This window comes from Streptomyces atratus, from assembly GCF_900119365.1.
Taxonomy (GTDB): domain Bacteria; phylum Actinomycetota; class Actinomycetes; order Streptomycetales; family Streptomycetaceae; genus Streptomyces; species Streptomyces atratus_B.
This window is the reverse complement of the sequence record NZ_FPJO01000003.1, coordinates 59,053-83,610: the sequence shown is the minus strand read 5'-3', so window position 1 is coordinate 83,610 and position 24,558 is coordinate 59,053. Positions and strand designations below refer to the sequence as shown.

The following is a 24,558-nucleotide window of genomic DNA, read 5'->3' as shown; positions in this document are numbered from 1 at the left end:
CGGTGTCAGGCCGCCGAGTTGAGGGCGGGCAGGTAGCCGCCCGACTGTCCGGCGGCGGTGGGGTGGTAGGACTCGCCGATGTTGAGCCAGTTGACGCTGTGCAGCCAGGCGCTTCCGGAGCAGATCTCGTGGCCGGTGAACTTGCCCGCGACATCGGCGAAGGAGAAGCCGTGGTCGGCCGCGCGCTTGGCGGTCGTCGTGTTGAGGAACTCGGCCGCCCCGTTGATCGCGGTGCGCACCTTGTCGCTCAGGCCGACGGCACAGCTGCCGCCGACCTTGTAGAAGTGCGGGTAGCCGAGGACGACGACACGGGCGGACGGCGCCTTGGCGTGTATCGCCGTGTACACCGAGTCCAGGTTGCCGGGCAGGGTGGACTCGACATAGCTGCGGGCGGTGGCGATCCGGTTGAGGCAGGTGGCCTCGGACTGGAGGACACAGGTCGTCATGACGTCGGCGAAGCCGGCGTCGTTGCCGCCGATGGATATCGAGACGAGGTCGGTCGAGGAGCTGAGGGGGCCGAGCTGATTGGCCTTCACATCACCCGTACGAGCGCCCGAGCAAGCGGCGAAGGAGAACGAGGCGGGCGAGTTGGCGGCGGCCCAGAGGGCCGGATACGCCTTGGCGCTGCGCTTGCAGTCACCACTGGCGCTGTCGTAACTGCCGGATCCGACACCCGAGGAGTACGAGTCGCCGAGGGCGACGTAGTCGACGGCCTGAACAGACGTGGCGGCGCTGGCGGTGGCCGCTCCGGTCAGAGCGAGTACGGCACCGAGCAGGAGCGAGGACGAGAGCGCCGCGAGTCTGGACATCTTCATGGAACCTCCCTTGGACCGACCGGTGGGATCTCCGCGCGGTCTGCCGAGTCCGTGGTAGCAGTACCGGCACCCCCACCGGAAGTGTGCATGCCAACTTGCCCTCCATGGCTCGAGCTCCCCTACGCGCTCCCTTGAGCCCCCGTCATGTCCGGGGCCGCTGCCGGAAAAGGGGAGGAAGGCAGTGAAACCCTGGTGCGCCGGGTACCCCCGTGCCGGATCATGGGCACCATGTCCGCCACCCCTGAGTCCGCGCTGCCGATCCGGCTCAACGTCGACGACAGCGATTCCCCGTCGGATGTCGTGGACGCCCTGTTCCTCGGCCGTTTCGCGACGGGCGAGCAGCCGTACTCGCACAGCTCCTCCCTGGAACGCGTCAAGGCCGGGGCGACCCTGCTGCCGCCGGCCGCCAAGGTGCTGCGCGCCGCCCGCGACGACGACCGCAGTGCCACACTCGCCGAGGGCGACGGCTGGACGCTGCTCGTCTCGCGGTGGAACCGCGGCGCCGATGTCACGGTCACCGCGACCAGCCCGGAGCTGGCCCAGCAGATCCTCGGCCAGGCGACGGACGGCGCCCTGGACGAGCCCGAACCCCAGCCCGAGAACGTGACGATGGGCTTCTGGTACGTCTCCCCGCGCCGCGGCCCGCACCGCACCACCCGGCAGATCGCCGCCGGCACCTGGGACGAGGTCCGGGGCAACTACACGGCGCCGGTGGCCGATGCCATGGACCGGCTGATGAAGGTCACGCCCGACGACATCGCGGGCCGGCTGCTCCTGCTGCACGGGCCGCCGGGCACCGGCAAGACCTCCGCGCTGCGCACGCTCGCGCGCTCGTGGCGGGACTGGTGCCAGGTCGACTGCGTGCTCGATCCCGAGCGGCTCTTCAACGACGTCGGCTATCTGATGGACATCGCGATCGGCGAGGACGACGGCACGTCCAAGGGCCGGTGGCGGCTGCTGCTCCTGGAGGACTGCGACGAGTTGATCCGCGGCGAGGCCAAGCACACCGCGGGCCAGGCGCTGTCCCGGCTGCTGAACCTCACCGACGGGCTGCTCGGGCAGGGCCGCAATGTGCTGGTGGGCGTCACCACCAACGAGGACCTGGAGCGGCTCCATCCGGCCGTGGTCAGGCCCGGCCGCTGCCTCGCCAGGATCGAGGTGGGCTCACTGACCCGCAAGGAGGCGGTGGCCTGGCTGGGCACGGAGGAAGGGTGCGGCCGCGAGGGCGCGACACTCGCCGAGCTGTACGCGCTGCGGCGCGGAAGCGGTCCCGCGTCGGTGCCGAAGCAGGACTCCGGGGCGGACGCGGGCCTGTATCTGTGAACCCGGCGCGGGCCCGCGGCTCCGGACCCGGCGCGCCCGCCCCGCTCCGGGCTCACCCCGACCCGTACGCCGCCCGTACCGCGTCCTGCGCCAGGGACAGCGCCTCGTCCCGGGACAGGCCCAGCCGCCGCGCCTGCTCCGCGTACTCCTGTGCCGCGGCCGCCGCATGACGGTCCGCCGCGTCACCGGCGGCGGCGACGAACGTGCCGTTGCGCCCGCGGGTCTCGATCACCCCGTCGGCCTCCAGCGCGCGGTACGCCTTCGCGACGGTGTTCGCGGCGAGGCCGAGCTCCTCGGCGAAGCCGCGTACCGTCGGGAGTCTGAAGCCGACGGGCAGCGCGCCGGAGCGGGCCAGTTCGGAGATCTGCGTGCGCAGTTGCTCGTACGGGGCGGTACCGGCATCGGGATCAAGAACGATCTTCAGGGTCACGCCCCGATTCTCCCCCACGTCCGCCCCGCCGCCGGAAAATCAGGGGCGACCGGTGGCGGCCCCCGCGTAACGTCCGGCCCATGACTGTCATCGTTCGCGACTTCCTCCCCGCCGACGCGCAGGACTGGGTACGGATCCGGCGCGCCGCCCTGCCCTTCATGGTGACGACGCCCGAGGGCGTCACCTTCGAACTGGCCTCGGCCCACCCGGACAAGCGCGCCCGGCTGCTGGTCGCCGAGGAGGACGGTGAGCTCATCGGGACCGCGCAGGTCGGCCTCGTCCACGACAGCCCCGAACCCGGTCAGGGCTTCTGCAACACGTACACGCATCCGGACCGCACCGGGCGCGGGGCGGGTGCGCTGCTGCTGCGCACGGCCGAGGAGTACCTGGCGCGGGAGGGCGCGACCTCGGTCTACACCTGGGTGCTCGACACCCCGTCGAACCTGGCGTTCGCCGAGAAGCACGGCTATGCGCCGAGCCGTCCGGCGCACTTCCTCCACCTCGACCTGGCGGGCGGATCGCTGCCGCCCCGTCAGGAGCTGCCGCCCGGCGTCGAGCTGCGTACCGCCGCGGACTTCGCGGACGACCCGCGCCCGCTCTTCGAGGCGGACGCCGAGACCACGGCCGACGAGCCGAGCGACACCCCGATGGAGCTGTCCGACTACGAGGACTGGCTCAACCACACCTGGCGCTCCCCCGCGCTCGACCACGAGCTCACCTCGGTCGCGGTGGTGGACGGGGAGGTGGCGGCGTTCAGCGCCGCAGAGACCGACGGCCTGACCCGGTACATGTCCGGGATGACCGGCACCCGCCGGGCGTACCGCAACCGGGGCCTGGCCAAGCTCGCCAAGAACGACTCGCTGCACCGGGCACGCGCCGCCGGGTACACGGACGCGTACACCGGCAATGACGCGGACAACGGCCCGATGCTGGCGGTCAATCAGTGGTTCGGTTACGAGATCTGTGCCACGGAGGTGCGCCATGTCCGCAGGCTCGGCTGAGACCACGCTGGAGGTCGCCCTGGTGAAGGCCGGGCGGACCAAGATCCGGTATCCGGCGGACGTGGTCCGCGACGACGGGGTACGGGTCACGGTGCGTGCGCCGTGGGCGGCGCCGGGGGTCCGTGACTTCGGCTTCGTCCGGTTCGAGCCGGGCGATGTCTTCACCGAGCACTACTGGCGCGACCGCTGGTTCGCCGTGAAGGAGGTCCGTACCGGCGAGGGCGGGCTCAAGGGCTGGTACTGCGACATCACCCGCCCCGCGGTGCTTCGGGACGGACAGCTCCTGGTGGAGGACCTGGACCTCGATCTGTGGGTGTCGGCGGACGGCTCGTCCGTACTGCGGCTGGACGAGGACGAGTTCGAGGAGAGTGGTCTCGCCGGACGCGATCCGGCGGCGGCCGACGCGGCGCGCCGGGCGCTGGACGAGCTGGAACACCTGGCCCGTACGGAGGGCCTCGCGTCGTTGCTGGTCTGATCCGGGCGAGGAGCTCTAGTCCCGGCGCCGCGCCCACACATCGGTGTACGGCGCCGGTTCCTCCGGTGCCGGGCGGGGCTGCCGGGCTCCGACGACCAGCTCCACCTCGTACCCCGCGGTGTCCTCCAGGTAGGCGGCGATGTGTCCGTCACCGCCCGCGTGCGGGTAGCGGTCCTCGAAGAGCGGCCGCCAGCCGTGCTCCGGGGCCCTGGCCACCAGGGCGTCGAGGGTGGCCCGGTCACTGACGTGGAACGCGAGGTGGTTGAGCCCGGGGCGGCGCCGGTCGTGCGGCCCCGGAGTCAGGTCGGGCGACTGCTCGACCACCACATAGCTGTCGCCGCGCCGCCAGCTCCGCCCGTGTTCCCAGCGCTGGTACGGGAGATGGCCCAGCTCGCCGAGGAGCCAGCCCCAGCCCCGCTCGGCCACCGCCAGGTCGGGCACCCACAGCTCGATGTGGTGCACCCCGCCGGTGCCCGCCCCGCCGGCCGGCAGCGGGACGGCGCGGCGGATGCCGTGCGGCTGGTACGCCACGGTGTCGCCGTCCTCGTGCCAGTGGATCAGGAAGTGCTCGCCGGCGCGGTAGCCGTCGAGCGCCGCCCGGGAGTAGGCGACCATGTCGTCCGGCAGGGCGTCCAGCGGGAACCATGCCAGCTCGGAGCACTTGTCCGGCTCACGGTTGTACGGCTCGCGGCCGGGGTCGTACTCCGCCTCGAAGAACCAGCCGGTCCTGGGCCTGCCGCCGGGGCCGCGGTGCTGCATGACCAGGGCGACCCGCAGCTCGTCCGGGCCGAGTTCGACACCGATCTCCTCGGCGGCCTCCCGGATCACCGCCTCGCGGACGTCCTCGCCGTCCTCGACATGTCCGGACGGGCCGTTGAACAGCCCGTCCGCGTACCCCGTGCCGGCCCGGCGGGCGAGCAGGACCTCCGGGCCGCGGCGGAGGATCAGATGCACATCGACGACCTCGGTGTGCCGGTGCGGCGGCTGGGCGCGGGCCACCAGCGCGTAACGCTCGTCGTCGACCCGCTTTCCCCACAGCGCCGGATCGTCGGAGAGCCGCTCGTGGTGGATGCGTTCGGTGAACTCCGAGAGCAGTCCGGTCAGCCGCTCGGCACAGAGGCCGACGCCGCCCCAGACGCCCTCGATCAGGATCAGCCGGCCGCCCGGCCGCAGCAGGGTGAACCAGTGGCGCAGGGCCCCGGCCGGGTCGGGCAGCAGCCACACCACATGTCTGACCATGATCACGTCGAACTGCTGCTTGCCGACCGGCGGCCGCGCCGCGTCGCCGACGAGCACCTCGGTGCCCGTGCCGGTGAGCTTGGCGCGGGCCTGCTCCACCATGCGCGGGGAGCGGTCGACGGCGGTGACCCGGTGGCCCTGCCCGGCGACGAGCAGGGCCAGGCTCCCGGTGCCGCATCCCAGGTCGAGCACCTCGGAGCGCCCACCGGGCAGCCAGCTCTCCAACCGCTGCGCCCAGGCGTGCCGGACGGCCGGGTCGAGCAGCCCGTGGTCGGGTTCCTCGTCGAAGGAGTCGGCTGCGGAGTCCCAGTCGATCGTCGTCATGGGTAGATCGTGCCAGCCGCCGCTGACATCCGGGCCGCCCGGTACGGGGGATCGTCGGTACGAGGGATCCCCCGGCCGGGGCTCTTGGCCCCTCGTACCGCTGCTTCCCGCGCGTCGGTGCTATCCGACGGCCGAGGCGCAGGTGGTGGGGGTGGCGTGTGACGGGTCCAGGGCGTTCGCCACCTCGTGGAAGGCGATCCGGTCGACGGTGCCGATCGCCACGTGCTCGGAGAGGTCGACCGGGCACAGGTCCTGGAGCAGGACGTTGCGCACGTCCGGCCCGTCCAGGAACTGTGTGCGGTACGGGGTCACGACCTCGTCGTACCTGGTCGCGATGACGGTGTAGTGCACTCCGGGCACGGTGTCGGGGAGCGAGTTGAGCTTGGTGATGAACGGGGAGCCCGCCACCTGGTCGGCGAGACCGGGTGTGTTGGCGTTCAGCAGGTCCTCCACCCCCGGGAAGTACGGCAGCAGCTTCGTCAGGCCGAGCAGGGTGGTGCCGTGGTTGTCGGGTGCGATCCCGATCATGGCGTTCACCTCGGCGGCCCCGCCGAGGAACTTCAGGTAGTAGTTCGGCATCATGCCGCCCTGGGAGTGGCCCACCAGGTCGGCCTTGTCCGCGCCGGTGGCGGCGAGCACCTTGTCGACGAACGAGGCGAGCTGTCCGGCCGACCTGTCGACCGGGCCGAGGCCGTTGAAGACCGGCACACCGGGCAGCTGCCCGTAGTCGAGCGAGTAGACGCAGTAGCCCCGGCTGACGAGGTAGGGGGCGAGGACCAGCCAGTTGTCGATCGAGTTCCCGAAGGTTCCGTGGACCAGGACGACGGGGCGGGGATGGGCTGCGGAGGGCTTGCAGGAGTAGTCGTTCCAGCCGCGGGAGGCGGTCGTGGCGGCGGTGGGGGCGGCTGCAGCGGCAGTGGCCGTGGGGGTGGCGACTGCGGCGACGGCGAGGAGCAGTGCGGCGAGGGTCCTCCGCGCACGTGGGGTACGCGGCGCACGTGTCCAGGGCAGCATCGTGTGGTCTCCTTGCGGCTCAAGGGAGTTGCGATGTCTGTACACCCTGCGGCCCGGACCACAAGTTCTGACTGCTGGTTCTTCTGTGTTCCCGGGTCAAATTACGCGCGAGTAAGGTGGCGTGGGAAGTTACGCGTCGGTAAAAAGTGACGAACCATCAATCGGAGTAACCCTGGGGAGGGTTCAGGCAGCGAGCCGCCCCGGCATCACGGCCCGTGGGCCGTACCTGGCCCGCAGCCGGTCCGCCACCGCCTCGATCCGGCGCGCCCGTTCGTCCACCGGGTCGAAGGAGAGCTGGTGCGTGGCCCGCTCGCCGTCCGTCAGCCCCTCGGCGCGCAACCCGATCCCCCGCACCCGGGCCCGTTGCAGGGCGAACGAATCATGGATCCGGTACGCGAGTGCGGTGAGCGCCGCGGAGTGGGCGGTGGGTTCCCGGAGCGTACGGCTGCGGGTCAGCGTCGAGTATCCGGTGCGGTCGGCGTAGCGCACAAAGACCGCTAGGCCGCGGCAGACCTGGCCGTCCCCGCGCATCCTGGCCCCCAGCTCCTCGGCGAGCGACATGAGTGCGCGGCGCTGCCGTTCCCGGTCCAGCTCGTCGCGCGGGAAGGAGCGTTCGGCTGCGATCGACCGGGCCGCGGAGCCCGGCACGACCGCCGTACGGTCGATGCCGCGCGCCCGCTCCCACAGTTCGCGTCCGGTCCGTACGCCGGTGATCCGCTGCAGGGTGCCGAGCGGGGCCGCCGCGATCCGGCCGACGGAGTCGAGCCCGTATCCGCACAGGGTGCGGGCCGTCGCCGCACCGACACCGTCCAGCGCCGCGGCCGGCCGGTCCGCGAGGAACTCCGCTCCCCCGCCGCCGGGCACCACGAAGGTCGCCCCGGGTGCGGCCTGCCGTGCCGCCATCCGGGCCAGCATCGGGTTCTCCGCCGCCCCGATCGCGCAGTCCACGCCGTGCAGGGCGAGCGCGCGGATCCGGATCACCGAGGCCAGCCCCCTCGCGTCCCGCCCGAAGTAGCGCAGCGCGCCGCGCACATCGGCGAGCGCCCCGTCGGGCGGGACCGCCTCGACCACCGGGGTGAACGCGCCGAGCAGGGCGAGCAGCCCCTCGTAACCGGCGCCGTCCGGGAGGCCGCCGCCGATCTTGCGGAACCGCAGGTACAGGATTCCCGGTGCGTCGGGTGCGGTGCTCATCCCGCGCTCCCCGGGCTCTGGTGCCACAGCTTCCTGCCGGTGGCGACGCCCTCGCCGGGCGGCTGGAGGTCGGACCAGGGGTTCATCTCGTACCCCGTCGGCAGCTGGATGCGGCGGCCGTTGTCACCGTCGCCGGGAGCGTCCTCGGCCGGGGGCTGCGCCGCCAGCCGGTCCGCGACCGCGTCGAGTCCGCCGGTACGCCGCAGCTCGGCCAGCTCCGCCAGGTTCCAGGCGGCCGAGCCGACCACGCTCAGGCTCCGCGGTCCGCGCCGCTGCACCACTCCGCGCACCAGCAGCAGCCAGGAGTGGAAGACGGTGTGCGCGCAGGCGGCGTGGCTGTCGTCGAAGAAGGCCAGGTCGACCAGGCCCGTACCGTCGTCCAGGGTGGTGAAGACGACCCGGCGGCCGGAGCGGACCGGCGGGGTCTGGGTGGCCGCCTTGGCGCCCGCGACCAGCACGGTCTCGCCGTGCCGTGCCTCGCGCAGCCGCTTGGCGGAGACCGCGCCCAGCTCCTCCAGGAAGGCCTGGTGATCGTCCATCAGATGGCGGGAGACATCCATGCTCAGGACGCCCAGCTCGGCACTGAGCCGTTCCGCGTCGTTGAGGTCGGGCAGACCTGTGGAGCCGGTCCGGTGCCCGCCGCCGAGGGGGAGCTGTGCGCCGGAGCCGCCGGAGCCCGTGCCCCGCTGGGCGCGGTGCAGTTCGGACAGGTGCAGCAGCAGATCGCGCCGGTTGGTGCCGAACGCGTCCAACGCGCCCACCCGGGCCAGCCGTTCGGCGGCCGGTCTGCCCGGCCTGGCCCGCTGCCAGAAGTCCAGCAGCGAGGCGTAGGGCTGTCCGGCCTCGATCCGGGCGACCTCGGCCTCGCCGATGCCATGGACGTCCGAGAGCGCGAGCCGCACCCCCCAGATGCCCTTCCCTTTCTCATCATCGGACACCAGTTCGATTCGATGGGTGGCCGACGACCGGTTCACGTCCAGTCCCAGCACCGGCACCCCGCGCCGGCGCGCGTCCGCGAGCAGCAGCCGCTTCGGGTACATCCCGGGGTCATGGGTGAGCAGCCCGGCGTAGAAGGCCGCCGGGTGGTGCGCCTTGAGCCAGGCCGACTGGTACGTCGGCACGGCGAAGGCCACCGCGTGCGCCTTGCAGAAGCCGTAACTGCCGAACGCCTCGATGATCTCCCAGGTCCGGGCGATCACCTCGGCGCCGTACTTCTTCTCCGCCGCCCGCTGCGCGAACCACACCTTGATCCGGCCCTGCGATTCGGGGTCACAGAGCCCGCGCCGCACCCGGTCGGCCTCGTCCCGGCCGCAGCCGGTCATGATGTCGACCATCTCGATGATCTGCTCGTGGAAGACGACCACTCCGTACGTCTCGCGCAGCGGTCCTTCCAGATCGGGGTGCGGGTAGCGCGCGGGGGTCCGGCCGTGCCGGGCCTCGATGAACGGCCGGACCATGTCGGCGGCGACCGGCCCGGGGCGGAACAGCGAGATGTCGACCACCAGATCGTGGAAGCCGGCCGGCTGGAGCCTGCCGACCAGGTCGCGCTGGCCCGGCGACTCGATCTGGAAGCAGCCCAGCGTCTCGGCGCTCCTGATCAGCCGGTACGTCTCCGGGTCGTCCGGCTCCACCGCGTCCAGGTCCACGTCCTGCCCCGAGGCCCGCCCGATCTCCGCGACCGCGTGCGCCATCGCCGACTGCATCCGCACACCCAGCACATCGAGCTTGAGCAGCCCCAGGTCCTCCACGTCCTCCTTGTCGAACTGCACCATCGGGAAGCCGTCACCGCTGGTGGGCACGGTGGGGGTGCGGCGCAGCAGCGTGGCGTCCGAGAGGAGGACCCCGCACGGGTGCATGGCGATGCCGCGCGGCAGCCCGTCCAGCGCCTCCACCAGCTCCCAGAGCCGTCCGTACCGGCCCTTCTCCCGTGCCACTTCACGCAGTTCGGGCAGCTCCTCCATGGCCGCGCGGGCGTCGCGGGCCCGGATGTGCGGGAAGGCCTTGGCGAGCCGGTCGGTCTCGGCCGGGTTCATGGAGAGCGCGGCGCCCACGTCCCGGATGGCGTGGCGCACCCGGTAGGTCTCGGGCATGGCGACGGTCGCGACCCGTTCGGTGCCGAAGCGTCCGATGATCGCGCGGTAGACGTCGAGCCTGCGGGCGGACTCCACGTCGATGTCGATGTCGGGCAGCACGAAGCGGCGCCTGGACAGGAAGCGCTCCATCAGCAGCCCGTGCTCGACCGGATCGGCGTGCGCGATCCCGAGAAGGTGGTTGACCAGGGAGCCCGCGCCGGAGCCCCGGGCGGCGACCCGTACCTTCATCGCCCTTACGTCATCGACTACTTGAGCAACCGTCAGGAAGTAAGAGGCGAAGCCGTGGTGGGCGATGATGTCCAGCTCCTGGTGCATCCGCTCCCAGTAGTCGCGCCTGCGGTCGTAGCCGCGCAGCACCATGCCGGCGGCGGCGCGGGAGGCCAGCACCCGCTGGGCGGTGCGCCGCCCGGCGCCGACGAGCTCCGGTTCGGGGAAGTGGACGGAGCCGAGGCCGAGGTCGCCCTCGGGGCCGACGACGCAGGCGTCGGCGGTGCGCCGGGTCTCCACGAGCAGCCGCTCCCCGGCATCCCGGCCGAGACCGGCGGCCGAGGCGATCCGCCCGGCGGTCTCCGCCATCGCGCGGGCGTCCTTCAGCCAGCGCTCCCCGCTGTCGAGCGGGGCGCGGCGGGGGTCGACGGGCACCAGCCGGCGGGCTGCGTCGAGTACGTCGGCGACCGGGCCCTGCCCGGCGTCGGCGTACCGGACGGCGTTGGTCAGCACGGCCCGCACTCCCTGCTCGGCGGCGAAGCCGACGGTACGGGCGGCGAGCCGCAGCGATCCGGGCCCGGTGCCCTCGCGGCCGTGGTGGACGGCTTCGAGGCGCAGGTCGTCGCCGTAGATCTCCCGCCAGCCGGCGAGCAGCGCGGCGGCCCGGTCCGGGCGGCCGGCGGTCAGTGCCCTGCCGACGTCGGAGGCGGGGCCGAGCAGCACGGTGAGCCCTTCGGCGGGCAGTTCGGACCGGCCGACCAGAGGCTGCCCCGCACTGTCGGGCGCGGGGCCGTGGGCGGCGGTGACGAGACGGCACAGCTCCGCCCAGCCCCGGGCGCCGTCCCGGGCGAGGAAGGTGGCCCGGGGTGCGGATTCGTCGACGAAGGCGCCGCCGCGGACCGGGGTCCGCAGCCGATGCGTACGCCCGCCCTCTCTCGTATGCTCCGCCGCCGCGGAATCCACCGCGAGCTCCACCCCGAAGAGCGGCCGCACTCCGGCGCCCTCACAGGCCTTGGCGAAGCGGACCGCGCCCGCGAGCGTGTCCCGGTCGGTCAGGGCCAGAGCGTCCATCCCCCGCTGGGCGGCGCGCTCCGCCAGCCGCTCCGGGTGCGATGCCCCGTACCGCAGGGAGAACCCGGAAACGGTATGCAGATGCGTGAACCCGGGCACCCGCACCTCCTGAACCGACCGTACTCATCACCCCCTCGCTCTCCACCATAGACCAAGTTTCGAACATTCGTACGATACCCGGAGCGCGGAACGGCCGCCCGGACCCGGGCCGGTGATCGGCAAGGGGTCCCGTCAGCCATTCGGTCCAGCCCCGACTGCACGAACGGCCGACGCCCCGGAGCGTGGGGACATGACTTTCGCTGACGAGGTGAAGAACGCCGTCACTCCACGGGCCGCACTGCTCGTCATCGGTGTGCTCGGACTGCAGCTGCTGTTCATCGCGTCCTACGTCGGGGCGCTGCACAGACCGAAGCCGACGGACGTACCCTTCGGCCTCGTCGCGCCCCAGCAGATTTCCGCGCGGCTCCTCACCGAGCTGAAGGACCTCCCCGGAGGCCCGCTGGACCCCCGCACGGTCGCCGACGCGGCCACGGCCCGGGAGCAGATCCTCGACCGCGAGATCGACGGTGCCCTGATCGTCAGCCCTCAGGGCACGACCGACACCCTGCTGGTCGCCTCCGGCAGCGGCACCTCGCTGGCCACCAGCCTGACGAAGATCATCACGGAGGTCGACCGGACCCAGCAGCGCACCGTACGGACCGTGGACCTGGCCCCCGCCTCCGACCAGGACTTCAACGGGATCTCCTCGTTCTACCTGGTCGTGGGCTGGTGCGTCGGCGGCTACCTCTGCGCCTCGATCCTGGCGATCAGCGCGGGCACCAAGCCCGCCAACCGTCAGCGCGCGGTGATCCGGACCGGCGTCATGGCGCTGTACTCGATCGTGGGCGGAATCGGCGGCGCGATCATCATCGGCCCGATCCTCGGCGCCCTGCCCGGAAGTTTCTGGGGCCTGTCGGGCCTGGGCGCGCTGACCGTCTTCGCGGTCGGCATGATCACCCTCGCCCTCCAGGCCCTCACCGGCATCGTCGGCATCGGCCTGGCCGTCCTGATCGTGGTGATCGCGGGCAACCCGAGCGCCGGCGGCGCCTACCCGCTGCCGATGATCCCGGACTTCTGGCGGGCGATCGGTCCCGCACTGCCGCCCGGGGCGGGTACCTGGGTGGCGCGCTCGATCGCCTACTTCAAGGGCAACGCGGTCACCGGCCCCCTGCTGGTGCTGTCCGCGTGGGCGGTGGTGGGCACGGCCGTCACACTCCTGGTCGCCATGCGCCGCAAACCGGAGGAACTCACCGGCGAACGGCCGCCGTTCGGCTCGAATCCCGCCTGACCGGGCCTCGCGGGCGCGTCATTTCAGGTGCTGCGCCAGCTTCTCCAGCCGGCCGGCCAGCGAATCTCCCTGGGCTGCGACCTTCGTGGCCTTGCCGGACCAGAAGTCCGAGCTCGTCAGCCGCCCGTACCGCACGGCCCACGACGCCGCCTCGCGGTCCAGCCGCTCGGCCTTCATCCGTATGTCGGCCTCCGCCGGCGCCGCGAGCACGTTCAGCTCCTCCACCAGGCGTTGGACCTTCCGCACGAGCGGGCTGGCGCCCGCACCGGCGTCGGCCCGCCGATCGGGAGCGTCCGCCGAAGAGCCCCGCCCGGGAGCGACGGACGCCCGAGCACCCGGAGCAACGGGCACTCGGGCAGGGGCAGCACCGCCCGGCGGAGTCCGCGGCGCCACGACGGGGCGGCTCGTGCGCCTTCGCCTCTCCACACCCGGAACCCGCAGGCCCTCAGGCGTCATCGCGCAGGCGTCGAGCGGCACCCAGTCGGTACTGCTCCGCGCCTCCTCCGCCCTGATCCGGATACGCCGCGCCACACCCTCGGTCTCGAAACGGAAGCGGAGTACGTGGCCGAACCTCCCGTACATCTCCGCCACGGTTTCCGGGTGGGCGGAACCCGGCCCGAAGACCCAGTCCAGGCTCGCCGCATCGCGCTCCAACTCCTCGCCCGCGGAACGCCATTGGGGGTGCGTCAGCCTCCGGAACTGGAAGCGCACCCGCTGCCGGCTGCCACGGACCCGGAAGTCGACGGCGTCGCCCGGACCCGAACCCAGATCACGCAGTACGGCCCGCGCGTCGACACCGCTCCCGCGGGCCCAGCGGGCGAGGTCCTGCTTGATGAAGAGGTGGTCCGCGCTGTTCGCGCCGTTGGCCTTGCGGTGGCAGGAGGCATTCGGCGCGTGGGCGAAGTGGCAGACCTTGTCCGCACAGAGCCGGTCGGACAACTTGTTGCCGCAACCGCCGAGCTGGGTGCCGCACCAGTAGGTGTACGTCGGATGCCGCCGCCGCAGACGCCGGAGCTCGTCGGCCTCCTGCGGCAGGACGATGCCCAGACCCGATGTGGCACTGCCTATGACCGCGGTCTGCACCAGCCGGTGATCCGATTCGGCCATGAGGCCCCTCCCCCGAACAATTCACACGATCCACCCCACCAGTGCAGATATTGAAGCATGCGCTTCGTTCGCACAGTTCACAGCGAATACCGATTCGCGCCCGTACGCCCCGGCAGAAGCACCTGGCGGATCGGGGAAGGAGGAACTACGCTGCCAGCGATGACAACTCACTTCGATATCAGATCGGGGGACCCGTCCGCGCAAGGTGAGTGCTGATGCTCACTCAGACCGCGAACGAGGATTCCCGCCTTTCCTTCTGGCTGCGCGTGCGAGAGTTCGCCGTGGCGCCCTCCATGATCGAGACCGCGACCGCCCGCCGTCATGCCGGCGACTGGTCGGGGGCCTGTGCCGCCGCAGGCGTCGACGTCGATCTCAATCCACGGTCCGTGGCACGCACCCACGGCCGGGAACTCGCGTCCCGGATCCGGGACGATCTGCGCCATCTGGCTCCTGACCTGCTGCGCTGGCACATGCCGAGGATCGCCCCTCGCGGACTGCTGCGTCCGGGCCTGACAATCTCTCTGGCCCGGTACGACACCGAGGGGCCCGGCGGTGTGCGCCCGGTGCACCTGGTGGTGCGGACTCCGCCTGCCTGGGCGGATGCCGGTCAGCGGATCGGGCTCGCGCTGTGGGACGGATCCGACTCCGGGGCCGATGCCCGCCGCTATCCGCACCACCGCCCGAACTCTCGGTTCCGCCTGGACCTGCACCGCCATCTGTGGGACGCGCGCAGGGCCGGTGAGCTGCGGATCCGGTCCGGGTCCGACGGGCCGGCCGCCGACGGCCGTCCCCCGGTGCCTTCGGAGGTACTGGAGACGGTGCCGCCGGGGCGCCGCTGCGCCGTCGACCGGTGGGCGGCCGAGGCGGGGATCCTGCTCCGGGCCGAGGGACGGACCGACGGTACCGTCGCCGTGCGGTTCGGGGCCGGACACCGGCTGCTCCTGGATCTGGCCCCGGACGGGGACGGCTCCGGGCCGCCCGCGCTGCGGGTCGCGTCCGCTTCCTCGGCCACGGACGGCGGCACCTTTGCCCCGCCCGTCCTGCCCGACGCGGCGACCTGGGTGCTGCCGGACCTCGATCTGCTCCGTACCGGTGCGATCGAGGCCGGCCGGCTGCATCCGCTGGTCGCCGCGGCGCTGGCACCGGACCGTCCACCGGCCGGCCCGGCACGGCCTCCGGACCGGGCAGGACAGCCACGCCTCGTGGAATGCCGGGGCGCCCAGCACCGGATCGGCCTGGTAGACGGGGTGCTGGCCCCGCTCGACCACGACCCGGACGAGATCCGCCGCGAGGAACTGCTGGTCGCGCTGACCGGCACCCCGCTGCCCTGCCTCCAGGCCATCGACGAGGCGCACCGCCGTCCGGACTGCCTCACCGGTGTACGCGAACGCCTGGACCACGGCGACATCGCCGGTGCGCTGGCCGTCGTCGAGGGCCTGCTGGGCCCCGGCGCACTGCTGCGCAGCGGCGAACTGCGGGACGAGCTGGAGGCGGCCGCGCGGCAGCGGATCACCTACGGGCTGTTCCGGGCCGGCCTGGTCGAAGGACCCGACCGCCTCCACCCGTACCGCAGCCGCCCCGCCCACCGCCGCTCGCACCCGCGCCACGCGGTCCGTCGCTGACCCGGTCCCCCGACCTCTGCACGCTCACCACGACCCAAAGGTGATCACCCATGCCTGTACGCACCCCTTTCGTCATGCCCGAAGCTCCCGCCGGCCGGGACCCCGTCTCCCAGCTCGACATCGCCGGTGAGCTGACGGCTCTGCTGCGCGACACCACCACCGAACCCCGCCCCGACACCCAGCTGGAGGCCCTGACCCTGGCCGTGGCCGCCGATCTGCCCGTACTCCTGTGGGGCGAGCCCGGCATCGGCAAGACCGCCGCCCTCACCCAGCTCGCCGCCTCCCTGGACCTTCCGCTGACCACGGTCATCGCCAGCGTCCATGAGCCGTCCGACTTCTCGGGGCTGCCCATCGTCGGGGACGATCCCGCCGAACAGGGCGTCCCGATGGCGCCGCCGGACTGGGCGGTGCGCCTGGTGCGGGCCGGCCGGGGGCTGCTGTTCCTGGACGAGCTGTCCACCGCGCCGCCGGCCGTTCAGGCCGCCCTGCTCCGGCTCGTACTGGAACGGCGGATCGGCGCCCTGCGACTGCCGCCCGGCGTCCGGATCGTGGCCGCCGCCAATCCGCGCTCCTCGGCGGCCGACGGCTGGGAGCTGAGTCCGCCGCTGGCCAACCGGTTCGTACACCTCCAGTGGACCCACGACCACGAGGTCGTGGTGCGCGGCCTCGGCGGGACCTGGCCCAGGGCGACCTTGCCCCGGCTCGCCCCCGAACGGCTGCCGGAGGCCGTGGACTTCGCCCGCCGCGCGGTGTGCGGGCTCCTCACCGCCCGCCCGGCGCTCGTGCACCGGCTGCCCGGCAACGAGACGCGCCGGGGCGGCCCCTGGCCGTCGCCCCGGAGCTGGGACATGACGCTGTCCCTGATCGCGTTCGCGACCGCGGCCGGCTCCTCCAGAGACGTACTCTCCCAGCTGGTCAGGGGCACCGTGGGGGACGGTCCGGGGCTGGAGCTGCTGGCGAGCCTGGACCGGATGGACCTGCCGGACCCCGAGACGCTGCTCGCCGACCCGGCGGGGGCCGACCTGCCCGAGCGCGGGGATCTGCGGCAGGCCGTGCTCGACGGTGTGGTGGCGGCGGTCCGCAACCGCCCGGAGAAGTCCCGCTGGGACGCGGCATGGGCGCTCCTGGTCCGGGCGCTGGAGACCGGGGCCCCGGACGTGGTGGTCGTCCCCGCGACCACGCTCGCCTCGCTGCGCCGGGAGGACTGGGACGTCCCGGCGTCGATCGAGCAGCTCGCCGGAGCGGTGTCCCTGTCCCGGCGGGCGGACCGGGCGGCGGCCCGGACGGCGGACCGGGAAGCGGTCGCCGCGAGGGCCGGCCGATGACACCCGACGAGCCGGGGGCGCTCGACCTCGACAAGCTCTTCGCCGCCCGGCTGCAAGCCGTCCGGGCCCGCCCCTACTTGGCGACGGCCCTGTTCGCCCTGGGGGTCGTGGAGTCACGGCGGGTACCGACGATGGCCGTCGACCGGCACTGGCGGTGCTATGTCTCGCCCGGTTTCGTGGACAGGACCCCGGTGGAGGAACTGGCCGGGGTCTGGGTGCACGAGGTGTCGCACCTGCTGCGCGACCACCACGGGCGCAGCGACCGGGTCGCGCGGGAGCGCGGGCTGACCGGCCCCGCGGAACGGCTGCGGATGAACATCGCCGCCGACTGCGAGATCAACGACGACGTGTTCGGCGAGGGCCTGGCCCGGCCGGAGGGCGCCGTCGATCCGGCCTCCCTGGGGCTCCCCGAGGGGCAGCTCATGGAGGACTATCTGCGTCAGTTCCGGCTCGGGCCGCATACACAGGACCTGGCCTGGCTGGACTGCGGCAGTGGCGCCGACGGGCTGGAGCGGGAGTGGGACCTCGGGCCGGACGGCGCACACGGCCTCAGCGAGCAGGAACGGGACGCGGTCCGGTTCCGGGTGGCGCAGGGCATCACCGGCCGTCCGGGCAACGCCTCGAAGGGGTGGAAGCGGTGGGCGGAGGAGGCGTTCCACCCGCCGCAGCCGTGGCGGGAGCTGCTGGGCGCGGCGGTACGCTCGGCCGCCTCCGGGTCCGGCGCGGGCGATGACTACACGTACGGCCGACCGTCACGGCGCTCGGCCGGTGTGCCCGGCGCCGTTCTGCCGAGCCTGAGACGCACACCGCCCCGGGTCGCCGTGGTCATCGACACGTCCGCTTCGGTCAGTGACACCGAACTGGGCAGCGCGCTCCTGGAGGTCGCCGGGATCTCCCGCGCCGTCGGCGGCCGCCGCGACCTGGTCACCGTCCTCCCGTGCGACGCGGCGGCCCGGGTCGCGCATCCGCTGTGCCGTGCCGAGGGAATCCCGCTGGTCGGCGGCGGGGGCACGGACCTGCGCTCGGGCTTCGCCAGGGCCCTCCGCTTGCAGCCGCGACCCGATGTCGTCGTGGTCCTGACCGACGGCCAGACCCCGTGGCCGAGTGCACAGCCGTCGTGCCGGACGGTGGTGGGCCTGTTCCCCCGGGTGTGGGACGAGGACGATCCCTACTACGTCCCGGGCTCCCCGCCCGAGTGGGCGCGCACGGTGGTCATCGGGGCGGCTCCCGGCAGGCGGTGAACCCACGACCGACGCCGCTGACCGGTCGTACTGCCAGGACTGCCCCTGGTGTCGGCCTGCGGGTTCCGCCGATTCGTCCGACGGCCCTGCCGCCCCCCACTGCCCAGGGCGGGTCCTCCGGCAGCGGCACCAACGGGAACAGCCGGAGCAGCGGCACCTCGTGGGCGCTCAGTACCCCGCAGGTCGCAGCCGGCTGTCCGCAGGGTCAGCCACCGGCGGACATGGTGCGGTGGAATATCGAGCGCGCCCCGAACACCTCTTGCGGTTTCCCAACACACCATCCCGGTAAGGGCTCTGATGAGCCATCATCACATCGGGTGGGAAAAGTCGGGCACGCGGTGCCCGCACCATACGGAGGAGGCGCCAAGTGCGTAGTCGGGTGCGCGCGGTGGACGGGCGGCATCTGGTGGTGGAGCGTCTCGGGGATCCCCGTGGCAGACCGGTATTCCTGCTGCACGGAATGCCCGGCAGCAGGCTCGGTCCGGCTCCGCGCGGCATGGTCCTGTACCAGCGCAAGACCCAGCTGATCACCTACGACCGGCCGGGCTACGGCGAGTCCGACCGGCTGCCGGGCCGCTGTGTCGCCGATGCCGTGCAGGACGTGCGGGCCATCGCGGACCACCTCGGTCTCGATCGCTTCGCCGTGGTGGGCCGTTCCGGTGGCGCCCCGCACGCCCTGGCCTGCGCGGCGCTGATGCCCGAGCGGGTGACCCGTACCGCCGCGCTGGTCGGACTGGCCCCGTGGGGGGCCGACGGTCTCGACTGGTTCGACGGGATGGCCGCCTCCAATGTGCTGGCGTACTCCACCGCTGCGGCCGATCCGGACGGGCTCGCGGAGTCGTTCATCTCGCGGTCCGCGGTGATCAGGAAGAACCCGGTCCGGCTCATCGACGATCTGCGCCAGGAGCTGACCGAATCCGACCGGATGGTGGTCAACGACGCCGGGGTCCGCACCATGCTGCTGCGCAACTACCGTGAGGGGCTGCGCACTTCCGCCTGGGGCTGGATCGACGACGCGATCGCGTTCAGCAATCCGTGGGGGTTCGACCCCGCGGACATCACGGGTCCCGTGATGCTGTGGCACGGCGAGAAGGACGTGTTCTCCCCGGTGGGCCACTCCCGCTGGCTGGCCGAACGCATCCCGAACTCCACCGTCGTGGTGGAACCGGCGGCAGCGCACTTCGACGCCCTGCACGCACTGCCCAGGATCCTGAACTGGCTGCTGGACCCGCCCGCCTGCTGAGCGACGGGCGGGCAGGCGAAGGAGCGTCCGGCGGCGGCCGGACGCTCCTCGGACTCATACCGCCATCGGTTCCAGTTCACGCTCGAACCGGCGCTCGTCCCGGGCGATCCGGCTCATCGGGTGGTCCTCGCCGAGCTGCCGGGACAGCTCCTCGACCGTTTCCGCCCGCAGCCGTATCGCCTCGTCCTTGCGTCCCATCGCGTCGAGCGTGACCGCCATGTTCGACATCATGGCCAGCGTCTCCGGGTGGTGCGCCCCGAGGACGCGCCTGAGCTGTCCGGCCACCTTCCGTTCGGTCTCCAGCACGATGTCGAGATTGCCCGTCTCGGCCGTCGCGTTGGCCAGGTTCATCACGCAGAACAGGGTGTTGGGGTGCTCCGGCCCGTACACCTCGCGCATCGAAGCGACCACCCGGGTCAGCACCCGTTCCGACTCCTCCACCTCGCCGGCCCCCAGCTGGTACACGCCGAGGTTGTTCAGGGCGGCCAAGGTGTACGGGTGTTTCTCCCCCGGCACCTTCATGTACTGGTCGACGACCTCCTGCGCGGTGTCCCTGGCCTCGGTCGCCTCGCCTGCCGCGTACAGGTCGGCGGCCATGTTGAGGTCACAGGCCAGTGACTCCGGGTTGGCGGCGGTGTACTTGGCCCGGTACCTGGCACGGGTGGCCGCGGTGAGCCTGCGGGCGTCCTCCAGTCTGCCCGCCCGGCGCAGCGACACCGCCAGGCTCTTCGCCGCGCTCAGCGTGCCGGGGAAGGCCCGGCCGAGCGTCGCCTTGTAGCTGTCGTACGTGCGGCTGAGGATGCCGACCGCGTCCTCGTACCGCCCGACGTCACGCAGGTCGCGGGCCAGATTCATGGCCGAGGAGAGGCTGTAGGGATGCTCCGCGCCGAGCACCTCGACCCGCTTGTCGAAGACGTCCTGGTCGATCTCCCTGGCCTTGGCGTACTGCCCGATGGACCGCAGGGTGAACGCCAGGTTGTTGGCCGCCGCCAGGGTCCTCGGGTGCGAGTCGTGGAAGATCTGGTTGAACCCGTCGGTCGCCTCCGTCGCCAGCTCGATCGCCCTGGTGTACTCACCCAGCGTGCCGAGGTCGGTCGCCAGGCTGCTGGTGCTCATGTACGTGTGCGGGTGCTCCGGGCCCAGGACCTCCTGCTGCATCGCCAGGGTGATCTCGTCGAGCTCCCTCGCTTCCACGTAACGGCCGCGCGAACGGTAGACGTTGGCGAGGTGGAAACAGAGGTAGAGGTACTGGATGTCCCGCTCCCCCAGCGTCTCCTTCCAGAGGGCACGCAGTTCCTCACCGAGAGCGGCGGCGGTCCTGAAGTCACCTCGCTTCCAGAGATAGCGAACCCGGTCGATCAGCAGCCTGCGGGCCTCGGGCTCCTTGCAGTTGCGGGCATCCGACGGGCCGAGGTGCGGCCAGATCGTGGCGAACTGCGGCCAGCTCGCGGGGTTGTCGATCGGCTCGTTCTCGTCGTCGGGCCGGGCACCCGCCAGGATGCGGTGGACGGCGTGCCGGGCGTCCTGCTGTTCCTCCTCGGTGAGCTGCGCCCGGATGACGGCCTGGACGAGCCGGTGCACCTGGATGGAGTTGGATACCTGGTCCACCTTGGCGAGGGCGAACCGGCCGATCTCCCGGATGACCCGGCCCAGCACCAGCTTCTCCTGGAGCGAAGCGTCGTACGGCTTCAGCGCATCGATCATCTCCTTGCTGTACAGGAGGTTCCCGGAGATCGGCTCGGGGGCGAAGAAGGCGCAGAGCTGGAGCAGCCGCACCGCGGCGGGCGAGCGCTCCTTGAGCCGTTGGATGGAGATGTTCCAGGTCGCGGCGACCGGCTCCGGGTATCCGGCCGGCTGGTTGAGCGCCAGGACCTCCGGGGCCTGCCGGGCCAGCTGTTCCAGATAGGTGTCGATCGGGGTGGCGGTCTCCGCGATCCAGGCCGCCGCCTGCTCGACGGCCAGCGGCAGGTCACCGACCGCGGTGGCCACCTGGGCGGCGTCCTCGTCGCTCAGCCCCGGGGCCCTGCGCTGAAGGTGTTCGATGGACTCCTCACGCAGGAAGACGTCGACGGGCAGCGCGTCGCCGTGCTGGGACCAGGCCTGGTTCCGCGAAGTGACCAGGATGTGGCCGGAACCCCCCTGCGGGAAGTAGCGCCGGAGCCGTTCGGGATCGTCGGCGTTGTCGAAGACCAGCAGCCAGCGGTCCGAGGGCACACCGCGCCGCAGCAGGTCGACGGCCTCCTGGGAGGATGCCGCCATGTCGTCGCCGCCCTGGGCGCCCAGCCGGACCGCGAGCTCGGCGAGCGCGGCCACCACGTCGTCGGTCTGCTCGGACGATATCCACCAGACCAGGTCGTAGTCGGCCATGAAGCGGTGTACGTACTCCAGGGCGACCTGGGTCTTGCCGACGCCGCCGAGTCCGTACAGGGTCTGCGGCTGCGGCAGCACGACGGCCATGCCGCCGCCGAGCTGGTCGCGCATCCGTTCCAGGACCAGGGAGCGGCCGGTGAAGCCGGGGTTGCGCGGTGGGGCGTTCCAGATCCTGGGTACGGTGCCCGGGAAGCGCGGTCCGGGCGACACGGCGTCGGTGAGCTGTACGGGCCGGTCCAGGGCGCGCAGCAGGGCGGCGGTGGCGTGCACCTCGTCGAGCCGGAAGAGATCGACGGGGTTGCGGTCGATGTAGGGCGCGGAGAGCCGTACGTCACCCACCCTGAGCGGCAGCAGATGGCGCCGGCCGCCGCCGGGATCCTCCGCGACGGCCCGGTCCCAGAGGTTCACCGCGCGCTGCGACTTGAGATAGGCGCTGGAGAGCAGCACCACGGTGCGGGTCGCGTTCTCGGTGGTGATTTCCACCGGTTCCCCGGTCTCCCGCTCCGCGGACACGTCGCGCGGGACGACGCGGAACCCGGCCCGGGTGAGCACGGATTCGATCCAGTCGGCCCACATTCGGTTCTCCGCCACGTAGCTGAGGAAGAGATCGGCGGGCAGCGCGGGCCTGCGCCTGGTGAACGCGTCACGGATGCGCAGCCGCACCTCTTCGCCGACCGGCGGCATCGAGGTGATCTGCTGGTCGGTGATGACGGAGGTGAGCCGCTCGAAGGCGGAGAGCAGGGAGTTGGTCAGTCCCGCCTCGTCGCCGAAGGTCGCGAGGGTCTCCTCGTACGCGTAGTAGGGGCGGTACGGAATCTCCACCGCGCCCCAGTACGCGGTGAGTTCGTCGCCGGACAGATCGCGTGGCAGCCGGTCGAACTTCAGCCGGGCCAGTGCCCGTCCGGCATCGGCCTTCTCCTTCTCGCCCTCGTCGATGCGCATCGGGACGGGGAAGATGGAGATGGGACGGCCGGTGTAGCGCTCGGAGATCTGCCGGGCCACGGAGGCGGCGCCATCGATCGACTGGTCGCTGAGGGTGAAGCAGTCGACAAGGACGTCGGGCAGGTGGACGGTGCAGATGTCGGCGATGTCGCTGAGGCCGGTGCGGCTGTCGATGAGGACGTAGTCGTAGTTGGCCTTCATGTCGTCGCGCAGGGCGTCGAAGAAGTGGCCGCCGCCGAGCCGGTCGTAGAAGTTGTCCCAGTCGAAGGTGGAGACGGTCGCGGAGTACTCGCGGTTCTGCCGTCCGGCGGAGACGAAGTCGAGGGTCCCGCCGTGCGGGAACTCCCACCCGAGCGTCTCGGGCGTGAGCGACACGGCGTGCGGCTGGATGCGGGCGTAGTCGCGGTGCCAGTCGTCGGCGCGCTGGACGGGGCTGGTCGCGGCCCACGCGTACTCGGTGATCAGATCGATGACTCCGGTGGTGGCGCCGAGTGTCGACGGGTCCAGGAACGGGTGGAAGAACCGGTGGAGCCCCGGTGCCTCCAGGTCCCAGTCGACGGCCAGTACCCGCTTTCCGTTGGCGGCGAGTATCCAGGCGGTGTTGGCCAGGGCCATGGTGCGCCCGGTGCCGCCCTTGTACGAGTAGAAGGTGACGATGCGCCCGTCACGACTGGCCGTCATCCGTGTCCTCCGCATCCGTCGCAGGGTCGTGTGTCTCGGGGATGTCGTTCATCTGCGCCATCGGCCCCATCAACCGTGTCCGTTCGGTGTGCCCGCCACCAGTGGCGGGCGGGTAGACCGCCGCATGTCTCAAGTACTGCTGGGCCGCTGCTTCGACCACCTGCGGCAGGATCCGCCCGAAGGCGTCCATGCTGGGTACGCCCTTGGCTGCGACGCGGCAGTAGGCCCGCCCCTGACGCATCTTGGCCGGCATGGTCTGTTCGAGTTTCTCGGTCAACTCGGCCTCGAAAGCCCTGCTTTCGGGGTCATCGCGGTTCCACGGCACGACCATCGTCACCCAGGGTCGGTTCTCGGCGTCGAAGGCGGCGAGCCGCCTTCGACGCTCCTCGTCCTGCAGGGCCCAGCGGTCGACGAGCAGGATCTCCGGTCTGCTGGGGGGCTGTTTGCCCTCCGAGTGCCCGGACTCCTCGTCGAAGGAGGAGACGGTGACCTGGTAGTTGAGGGAGCGCACCAGGTCCTGGGCAACATAGGCCAGGGGGCGGGCAGCGGCCGGGTGATAGGGGTTCCAGTCCTGCGGATTGTCGCCGTAGTACTCGGCGTTGCGTCCCTCGGGCAGGTCGTGCCTCGTGGGGGCGGCGATGGTCACCTGCATGGGACGGGGTCCGCCCACTCCGCTGTTCGGCGGGCCGAAGGCGCTGGGGGCCAGCCGGTAGTCGACGGGACGGCCGGTGCCGAGCCTTATGGTGTCGGCGACTGTGACGATGCGCTTGGCGAGTTCGTACACCGCACGCTCGTACTCTTCCTCGAAGATCTTGAGTTTGATCAGCCCATAGAGCCCGTCACTGACATAACGGTCGCCGAAGTCACGGTGGTTGAACTGTAATCGCTCGGCCGGTCCCGGAAGCTGGATCGGTGGTACGGGCACCCAGAGCGCCGGGACGATCGCCTCGGCGTTCTGGTTGGAACGGGCCCGGTGATGGATGGCGCGCTGGGCGAAGGCGTACCACTCCTTGCCGCACATCTCGCTCGCGAAGTAGCGCGGCGAAAACAGCGGAACAAACACCCGGCAGGTGGCGAGCGCCTCACCGAGCCGTTCCGACCAGCCTTCGCCGGAGCGTATCTCGCGGTCGATGAACCCCGCGGGCGCGCCCGCGGGGAGATCGGTCAGGGCCATCACATGGCCGCAGAGATCCTGGAAGAGCCGCTCGACCCACATGTCGGGGTCCGTTCCACCGCCGTACCCCGGTGTATGCGCATAACTCAAGAAGAAGTACGGCCGATGGTCCGCCGCTCGCTGCTGCGTTGTTGCGTGCACACGACCCCCGTCCTGTGTGAGCACCCGCACCCGAGGAGTGATAGTGAATGCGAGCGAATTCATCATTCCGGAGCGGACGTTGCTCCACCCCCATGGCGTTCGGTCATTCAACGCCACTTTTCAGTCATAGGTTCCCCGATTCCGTCGAACATTCCTTGATCGAATCGGATCTGCGCCTGTTCCTCCCGGTTGTCCTGCGCGT

General features: G+C 71.7%; 17 protein-coding genes. 8 read left to right on the top strand and 9 right to left on the bottom strand.

The features are described from left to right. Positions 1-5: 5 nt before the first annotated feature. Positions 6-815, bottom strand: coding sequence for an SGNH/GDSL hydrolase family protein (locus tag BT364_RS07240; RefSeq protein WP_072484285.1), 810 nt, complete (start codon positions 813-815; stop codon positions 6-8). 228 nt (positions 816-1,043) lie between these two features. Between BT364_RS07240 and BT364_RS07235 the strand changes: the two genes are divergently transcribed. Next, positions 1,044-2,138 carry a DUF5925 domain-containing protein gene (locus tag BT364_RS07235; protein ID WP_256259619.1) on the top strand — a complete coding sequence of 365 codons (1,095 nt, stop codon included), beginning with the start codon at positions 1,044-1,046 and terminating at the stop codon, positions 2,136-2,138. Between the two features lie 52 nt (positions 2,139-2,190). Here BT364_RS07235 and BT364_RS07230 read toward each other — a convergent pair whose 3' ends face one another. After that, positions 2,191-2,568 (bottom strand): GntR family transcriptional regulator, encoded by a 378-nt coding sequence (locus tag BT364_RS07230; protein WP_072484283.1) that lies wholly within the window; start codon positions 2,566-2,568, stop codon positions 2,191-2,193. 80 nt (positions 2,569-2,648) lie between these two features. On the opposite strand from BT364_RS07230, the gene BT364_RS07225 reads away from it, so the two are divergent. Next, a complete protein-coding gene (locus BT364_RS07225) occupies positions 2,649-3,569 on the top strand; it encodes a GNAT family N-acetyltransferase (protein WP_072484282.1) in 921 nt (306 codons plus the stop codon). Beyond that, positions 3,550-4,044, top strand: coding sequence for a ribonuclease FAU-1 family protein (locus BT364_RS07220; RefSeq protein ID WP_072484281.1), 495 nt, complete (start codon positions 3,550-3,552; stop codon positions 4,042-4,044). Before BT364_RS07225 ends, BT364_RS07220 begins: the two co-directional genes overlap by 20 nt. Before the next feature lie 15 nt (positions 4,045-4,059). Here BT364_RS07220 and BT364_RS07215 read toward each other — a convergent pair whose 3' ends face one another. The 4 genes from BT364_RS07215 to BT364_RS07200 all read right to left on the bottom strand — a co-directional run bounded on the left by BT364_RS07215 (position 4,060) and on the right by BT364_RS07200 (position 11,282). Continuing rightward, positions 4,060-5,607 carry a trifunctional class I SAM-dependent methyltransferase/NUDIX hydrolase/VOC family protein gene (locus BT364_RS07215; RefSeq protein WP_072484280.1) on the bottom strand — a complete coding sequence of 516 codons (1,548 nt, stop codon included), beginning with the start codon at positions 5,605-5,607 and terminating at the stop codon, positions 4,060-4,062. Positions 5,608-5,727: 120 nt separating this feature from the next. Further along, a complete protein-coding gene (locus BT364_RS07210; protein WP_072484279.1) occupies positions 5,728-6,621 on the bottom strand; it encodes an esterase/lipase family protein in 894 nt (297 codons plus the stop codon). 183 nt (positions 6,622-6,804) lie between these two features. Further along, entirely contained in the window at positions 6,805-7,812 is a 1,008-nt protein-coding gene (locus tag BT364_RS07205; protein ID WP_072484278.1) for a DNA polymerase Y family protein, read from the bottom strand. Beyond that, the gene (locus tag BT364_RS07200) at positions 7,809-11,282 is read right to left on the bottom strand and encodes a DNA polymerase III subunit alpha (RefSeq protein ID WP_072484277.1); all 3,474 of its coding nucleotides are present in this window, start codon (positions 11,280-11,282) and stop codon (positions 7,809-7,811) included. The genes BT364_RS07205 and BT364_RS07200 overlap by 4 nt, the downstream gene beginning before the upstream one ends. A gap of 190 nt (positions 11,283-11,472) precedes the next feature. On the opposite strand from BT364_RS07200, the gene BT364_RS07195 reads away from it, so the two are divergent. Then, the gene (locus BT364_RS07195) at positions 11,473-12,510 is read left to right on the top strand and encodes an ABC-2 transporter permease (RefSeq protein WP_072484276.1); all 1,038 of its coding nucleotides are present in this window, start codon (positions 11,473-11,475) and stop codon (positions 12,508-12,510) included. 18 nt (positions 12,511-12,528) lie between these two features. Here the strand turns inward: BT364_RS07195 and BT364_RS07190 are convergent, their stop codons facing one another. Then, complete coding sequence (locus tag BT364_RS07190) at positions 12,529-13,617, bottom strand: hypothetical protein (RefSeq protein ID WP_072484275.1); 1,089 nt, start codon at positions 13,615-13,617, stop codon at positions 12,529-12,531. A gap of 215 nt (positions 13,618-13,832) precedes the next feature. Between BT364_RS07190 and BT364_RS07185 the strand changes: the two genes are divergently transcribed. From BT364_RS07185 to BT364_RS07170, 4 genes are all read left to right on the top strand, one after another. Further along, the gene (locus tag BT364_RS07185) at positions 13,833-15,239 is read left to right on the top strand and encodes a hypothetical protein (protein ID WP_072484274.1); all 1,407 of its coding nucleotides are present in this window, start codon (positions 13,833-13,835) and stop codon (positions 15,237-15,239) included. Between the two features lie 50 nt (positions 15,240-15,289). Next, entirely contained in the window at positions 15,290-16,564 is a 1,275-nt protein-coding gene (locus BT364_RS07180; RefSeq protein WP_072484273.1) for an AAA family ATPase, read from the top strand. Further along, positions 16,561-17,805 carry a vWA domain-containing protein gene (locus BT364_RS07175; RefSeq protein ID WP_072484272.1) on the top strand — a complete coding sequence of 415 codons (1,245 nt, stop codon included), beginning with the start codon at positions 16,561-16,563 and terminating at the stop codon, positions 17,803-17,805. Before BT364_RS07180 ends, BT364_RS07175 begins: the two co-directional genes overlap by 4 nt. Positions 17,806-18,172: 367 nt before the next feature. Continuing rightward, positions 18,173-19,048 (top strand): alpha/beta fold hydrolase, encoded by an 876-nt coding sequence (locus tag BT364_RS07170; RefSeq protein WP_072484271.1) that lies wholly within the window; start codon positions 18,173-18,175, stop codon positions 19,046-19,048. 54 nt (positions 19,049-19,102) lie between these two features. Here BT364_RS07170 and fxsT read toward each other — a convergent pair whose 3' ends face one another. Next, positions 19,103-23,041, bottom strand: coding sequence for an FxSxx-COOH system tetratricopeptide repeat protein (gene fxsT, locus BT364_RS07165; protein ID WP_072484270.1), 3,939 nt, complete (start codon positions 23,039-23,041; stop codon positions 19,103-19,105). Beyond that, positions 23,025-24,380 carry an FxsC protein gene (gene fsxC / locus BT364_RS07160; protein ID WP_256259638.1) on the bottom strand — a complete coding sequence of 452 codons (1,356 nt, stop codon included), beginning with the start codon at positions 24,378-24,380 and terminating at the stop codon, positions 23,025-23,027. Before fsxC ends, fxsT begins: the two co-directional genes overlap by 17 nt. Between the last annotated feature and the right edge of the window lie 178 nt (positions 24,381-24,558).